4 protein-coding genes are annotated in these 6,798 nt (G+C 32.2%); 2 read left to right on the forward strand and 2 right to left on the reverse strand.

Features of this window, described 5'->3' with window-relative positions:
* Positions 1-448: 448 nt before the first annotated feature.
* Together VFS71_RS10230 and VFS71_RS10235 are read right to left on the reverse strand one after the other, a co-directional pair.
* A complete protein-coding gene (locus VFS71_RS10230; protein WP_326401102.1) occupies positions 449-2,029 on the reverse strand; it encodes a RagB/SusD family nutrient uptake outer membrane protein in 1,581 nt (526 codons plus the stop codon).
* 11 nt (positions 2,030-2,040) lie between these two features.
* Positions 2,041-5,088, reverse strand: a complete 3,048-nt coding sequence (locus tag VFS71_RS10235) for a SusC/RagA family TonB-linked outer membrane protein (RefSeq protein ID WP_326401103.1) — start codon at positions 5,086-5,088, stop codon at positions 2,041-2,043.
* Positions 5,089-5,367: 279 nt separating this feature from the next.
* Between VFS71_RS10235 and VFS71_RS10240 the strand changes: the two genes are divergently transcribed.
* On the forward strand, positions 5,368-6,408 hold the full coding sequence (locus VFS71_RS10240) for a sensor histidine kinase (RefSeq protein WP_326401104.1): 1,041 nt from the start codon (positions 5,368-5,370) through the stop codon (positions 6,406-6,408).
* A partial coding sequence (locus VFS71_RS10245; RefSeq protein ID WP_326401105.1) for a LytR/AlgR family response regulator transcription factor occupies positions 6,398-6,798 on the forward strand: 401 nt, incomplete at its 3' end. The genes VFS71_RS10240 and VFS71_RS10245, both read left to right, overlap by 11 nt.

Genomic DNA, 6,798 nt, shown 5'->3' on the forward strand with positions numbered 1-6,798 from the left:
TGGATTTTTTCAAAACGGGTATCTTCAAACTGACCCGCTTTTTTGAAGCTTATGTCGTTACCTATAATTGATGTTGTTCTCATGTTTTTTTATAATTATATATTTTAAATCTTAAGGAGTAGTAACGTAAATATCAATAAGTCATTAAATTCTTAAACTTGAAATATTTATGTCTTGTGTTTATAATTTTAATTCTAGTTGTTTTGAAACAAAACCATATAAGTTCTGTTTATATATAAATTTTATTTTCTAAAAAATAAAAAGAAATTTCAATAATAATAAGCTCTTAAAATAAAGAAAAAACACTTTAAAAATCGGAGCGATCGGTTATAAAACCTTTAAAATCAATTAAAAAAATCTTGCAACATCATTTTTCAATTCTTCATTTTTTTTTATATCCAGACAGGTATTCACCTGTCTGGAATAAAAAAATAACTATCATTAATTTTTAGAAATTAGCTCCAGTAGTATCCCACCAAAGTCTAGTTCCTCCATTATCAGGTCCTCCTAATTTAGCTAGACCTGTAGCCACACCACCAGGGTTACCATCTTTCTCAGTCTGTACGAAGTTTACTCTACGTGGACCAAATTCAGTAGTTATTGTTCCACCACTAGTATTATGCAACACTCTTAATAATTTTGGGTATCCAGTTCTTCTGTATTCTGACCAAGCTTCTTGACCTTCTGGGAAGTTAGCAATCCATTTTTGAGTAATGATTTTTTGCAATTTCACCTCATTTCCAGCAGCAGCATCCCAAGCAACAGTAACCTTATTTACAGCTGCTCCATTATTAGCAGCATCTTTAACATCAACAAAATCTTTAGCCATACTTACATTATCAGCTATGTAAGACGATGCTCCTGAAGCACCATGTTGTGTAAATGAAGTAGTTATACCAGCTTCATATAAAGCTTGAGCCGTTCCACCCATATTCCAACCTCTCAAAGCTCCTTCAGATCTCAAGAAATATACTTCAGCTGTTGTCATTAACACATTTTCATTTGAACCAACAATTGAACCAATTTCAGACATACCAGTGCGATCTGATTTAGCTATCATATTAATACCTGTACGAACTCCTCTGTATTCACCCGGAAAATCAGCAGATTCCTTAAAGTATTTAGCAAGTCTTGGATCGGAGTATCCATTCATAATAGATTCCATATCAGCAGACATTCTAATATCACCCCATGAAGAAGATATAGTTAAAATTGGATCTATATAATTAGGAATAATAACTTTAGCGATATCAGCATTTGTAGTCATTACACCAAAAGGATGACTAATTGCTTTTTCAGCTTCTGTTTTAGCCAAAGCTGGTTTAATTTTAACAATTCTCATAGCTAAACGCAAACGCAATGAATTTGCATATTTAACCCATTGTTTGTAATCACCTGCATAACCACTCATGTCTGTACTCACAAAAGTTGAAGCTTCACCAGCATTTACTCTTTTAGTCAATTCTGTAACAGCAAAGTCAAGTTCAGAAAACATTTTAGTGTAAACTTCTTCCTGTGAATCATAAGGAATTGTAGCATCTGTAGTACCAAATTGAGAATATACAATTGGTCCAAACACATCCGTAACCCTGTGCATTCCTTCCACTTTTAAGATCAAAGAAATAGCATAGAATTGATCATACTTCCCTTTTGTTCTTTGCTCGATTTTAAGTGTATTTGCCATTACATCTGTATAAGGCAAACTCCAGATAAAACCATTCCAACCATCAACATAGTTATAATTTGAGTTATCTCCTGCCGCCCCTTTAAAAGGAGTCGGAGTAGCCATATAACCGGACCAGATATCTGCATTTAGGTTTTGTTGCAATTGATATTTCCAGTGTGTTGTATTGAAAATCCCTGTAAAAACAGTAGCGAAAGGAACTTTTACATGATTAAAATCTTGCTCAAGATCTTTGGCGGTAATCCCAGTTGGATTAGTGTTAATTTCGTTGAAATCGCTTGTACAACTTACCGCTGCAAGCAATGAAGCGCATATAGCAGTTGTTTTTATTTTATTTAGTATCATGATGATATAGATTAGAAAGTTACATTTAAATTAAGACCGATACTTCTTGTAGATGGTGCTGCATAAACATCAATCCCCTGTAAACCATTACCTGTACTCAAAGAAATATTTGGATCAAATGGTGCATCTTTGTAGAAGAAGAATAAATTTCTTCCCACTAAAGATAAATTAGCTGTTTTGAAAATTTTACTGTTTTTAATATCAAATGTATATCCTAAAGCCAATTCTCTCAAACTTACGTTAGTAGCATTGTAAACATATTCTCCTGTTGCACCTTCTCTACCTCCAACTTGGCTATAGTAGCTCTCCGCTGGGTATTTACCCGCATAAGCCTGTCCTGCATTTGGTGTACCAGGAGCATAAACTGCATCAATCGCAACACCACCAGCGTCTCTTGCATCTCCAGTCGCTTTAGAAACACCAAATTTGTCGTTTACAGCTTCAGTCAAGCTCATTACATCTCCTCCAAAACGTCCATCAATTGTGAAGTTTAAGAAATAATTACCATATTTAAATGAGTTAGTTAAACCTAACATATAATCTGGATTTGCATTTCCTACCTCTTCGAAACCAGTTTTTTGGATTGAACCATCAGCATTCAATAAAACTCTTCCTTGATCATCTCTCTTAAGATTGATACCTTCAATAACTCCAAATGGACGACCGTTGATTAATGAATATCTATAACTGTTAACACCTGGCTGAGTCAAAATAACTGTACCTCCCAATTCTTCTGGTAATCCAGAAACTTTATTGTTGTTTTTTGAATAGTTTACAGTAGCATCCCATTTGAACTTGTCATTATCAACAATTCTTGCATTCACTAATACTTCAATACCTTTATTTTCAATTATACCACCATTGTAAGCATAATTTTGGTATCCTTCAGCATTAGTAGCTGGAGCAGGAATTGTAAGCAATTGATCTTTAGTTTTGTTGCTGTAATACGTTAATTCTATACCAAATCTGTTGTTAACAAATCTCCATTCAGTTCCTAACTCATAAGAATCTTGACTTTCAGGTTTTAAATTTGTACCTGGTCTTGGTCCAACAGTTGGATTGATATTTTGTGGATTTGCTGCAGTATAAGCAGAAGTTGGTGAAGTGTAAAATGCAGGAACATCATTACCAACTTGTGCATAAGAAGCACGAACTTTACCAAATGTAATTGCTTCTGGCATTGTAAAAGTTTCAGAAATAAGCCAAGTTGCCCCAAAAGATGGATAAAAGAAAGACATATTTCCTGTATTTGCCAATGTAGAAGACCAGTCATTACGTCCTGTAACATCTAGGTACAACATGTTTTTGTAACCAAAAGTTGCAGCTGCAAAAACAGATTGTTGCTCTCTTCGGAATCCGTAATTTTGATAATTACCAGTGTTAGAATTAAAATTATGAAGAGTAAACCAGTTTGTAATCCCTAAACCAGATGGGTCAGAATCTAAAACAGTTTCATCATTAATTGAAGTTTTTGTAAAACTTGTACCTACGTTTGCAAAAAATGTTAAATCATCACTGAATTTAGTATTAATTGTAGCAATTAAATCACCATAATTCTGAGTACTCACATCATCAATACTGATATATCTACCATTCACATGAGATAAGGTACCCTGAGTCGTAGCATAAATTTCTTTGTCAAATTGTGAAGTAACTCTGTCATAATTATATCTAGACCCAACAGATAACCAGTTATTAACTTTATAGTTCAATCCAACAGAACCATTCATATATTGATTACCATCCTTAGATTTATTACGATTCAATCCCCAATATGGATTTTGTTCAATATCTCTATCAGTCATCCAATTTTGAACCATCATGTTTCTTGCAGGATCAAAAACTTCGAAATTATTTTTATATTCGTTAAAATCATATCCTCTAGGCATCAAGTAAAGTCCTGTAAGAGGGTTAAAATATAAACCACTAGTAGGTCTGTTTGTTACATATTGAGATGTGTAATTTGCATTAGCATTTACCGTCAATCTGTCACCAAAGAATTTCCCCATTTGTCTGATGCTAAAGTTATTTTTACTCAAACTATTAGTTGGTAAAACACCATTCGCTGAAGTATTAGCATAAGACACATTAGTTGCAGAATTTTGAGACCCAGTAGAAAAACCAAAAGAAGATATTTGAGTTATTCCTGTTTCAAAAAAGTCTCTTGTATGATCTGGCGTACTTTGAGCAGCTCCCCATGATTCATCTGCTCCTGGTTTAGCGATGTACGAAGTTTGAAATTTTGGCAAATAGGCAGCTGTTTCAACTGTAGTATTTGAAGAAGCTCTGAAAGTTGAAACTCCTTCTTTGGCTTTTTTAGATGTCAATAAAACAACCCCTCTAGCTCCTTGACTACCATATAAAGCAGTTGCAGAAGCACCTTTAAGCACTGTCATCCCATCATAATCATCAGGGTTTAATAAACCAATAACATCTCCACCGTCACGGTTACCACCTTGAGTATTACCAAACGAATCATTAGGTTGAATTGAAGATATATTCAACATTGGCACACCATCAACAACATACAAAGGGTTGTTGTTTGTAGTAGATGAATTTCCACGAATAGTAACTTTTGTAGAACCTCCAGTACCTCCAGCACTTTTAGTTACGGCAACTCCGGCAATTTTACCAGCAATCGTATTCATAAGATTCGGATCTTTTGCTCTAACTAGATCTTCTCCTTTTAACTCTTGTGCAGAATAAGTCAAAGACTTTTTAGATTTTTTGATACCTAATGAAGTTACAACCACCTCAGTTAAAGCTGTAGAAGCTGCTGAATTCAACTTTACATCGATCGTTGAAGACTCTCCTACTACGACATTTCGCGTTTCATATCCTATGTATGAAATCACTAATGTAGCACCAGGTTTAACTTCAATTGAAAATTTACCATCAAAATCTGTTGAGGCACCATTAGTTTCGCCTTTTACGTTAACATTTGCACCAGATATAGGAGCACCTGTCGCATCCGAAACAAAACCATTGATTTTTTTTGACTGCGCAAGGGTAACTTGCGTAGTAAAAATAATCATTACGATTAAAAAAATTTTTCTCATTTTTAAATTATTTTTGTTAGTTATAGCGTAAAATTATCCTTAACGTATTGTTAAAAAAAATAAATTAAACCAACAGCATGACTTTTTAAACCAACGACATGTTTTAATCAATAATGCGTTTTTCGAAAACGTTTTCTTCTGTATTTTTTTAACCATTATAACATTATTTCAACTTTTTATTTAGCAAAACCCCATTTTTAATAACAAAATGATTATTGTTGCATATTAAAACAGTAAATAACTCGAACTTCTATTCAATACTATTTTTTAAGTGTTAAAATGAAAAAAATAAATTTCACTATCAAACTCAAAAACCATATATGGTTTTGGGGAATCTACTTTTTGCTTAACTTTTTACGTTGGGGAGCTTATTTTAATAATTACAGTTATTCCTTCAAATCGAATCTAATAGAATTTGCTCTTCACATACCTTTAGTGTATTTCAATTTATTAATACTCATTCCTGTGTTTGTATTAAAATCTAAATACATTAAATATACCTTTTCATTATTAGCAAGCTTAGCTGTCGTCTATTTATTAAAAACAGGACTCACTTATTATATAATCTCAAAAAATATTTGGCCGGAAGCCAATAGAGATTACAGACCATTTGAAATTAATCACATAGTTGCTGTTTGCATTGGTGAATTGTATGTTCTTGCAATAGCCTCTTCTATTTATTTAATGCTGACTTGGCTTAGAGAAAGAGATCGCAACAAAGCGATAATAGAAAATCAAAATAAAATAAAATTAAAATATTTAAAGAATCAGATTCAGCCTCACTTCTTTTTCAACACTCTAAATAATCTTTACGCTCTTTCATTAGAATCTTCGGATAAGGTTCCTGATGTTATCATAAAACTTTCCAATTTGATGGAGTATGTTCTTTATGACATAAATGACACTCAATATGTTCCATTGATAAATGAAATCGATTATATGCAGAATTATATCGAAATAGAAAAATTGCGATTTGAAAATGTTGAAGTTTCCATAAATCTAGAATCTGATATTGATAATATAAAAGTACCTCCATTACTGTTTATTTCACTCATAGAAAACGCTTTTAAACATGGAGGTGCAAACAATGAAAATCTCAAAATAAAAATTAATTTCAGAATCGTAAAATCAAAACTTGAATTTGAAATAATAAATAATTTTGTAATTTCACCACCTTTAAAAACAAAAAAAGGAATCGGTTTATCCAATACTAAAAAAAGATTGAAAATAATTTACAAAAACAATTTTATCATAAACCAAATGATAAAATTCAATTTTTATATAATCAAAATACAAATACCTTTATATAATGAAGATTAGATGTGTAATAATTGATGATGAACCTTTAGCTATAAAAGTATTGCTCAATTATTTTGAAAATTTTTCAGACTTTGAGGTTATTGGTACATTTAATAATTCATTAGAAGGACTCGAATTTATAAATTCAAATAATGTTGATGCAGTTTTTCTTGACATCAACATGCCTATGATGACCGGTTTTGAATTAATCAGTTTGATTGAAAATAAAACTCGAGTTGTCATTACAACTGCTTTCAGGGAATTTGCAGCCGAAAGCTATGACTTAGAAGTATTGGATTATTTAGTAAAACCCATTCCATTACCGAGATTTATAAAATGTATTCATAAGATTGAAGCTGAATACAATTTAAAAAATAATATCAAAATTGAAAACCATCGTATCGAACCGCA

Origin of the sequence: Flavobacterium sp., from assembly GCF_035760125.1 — a bacterium.
Lineage (GTDB): Bacteria > Bacteroidota > Bacteroidia > Flavobacteriales > Flavobacteriaceae > Flavobacterium.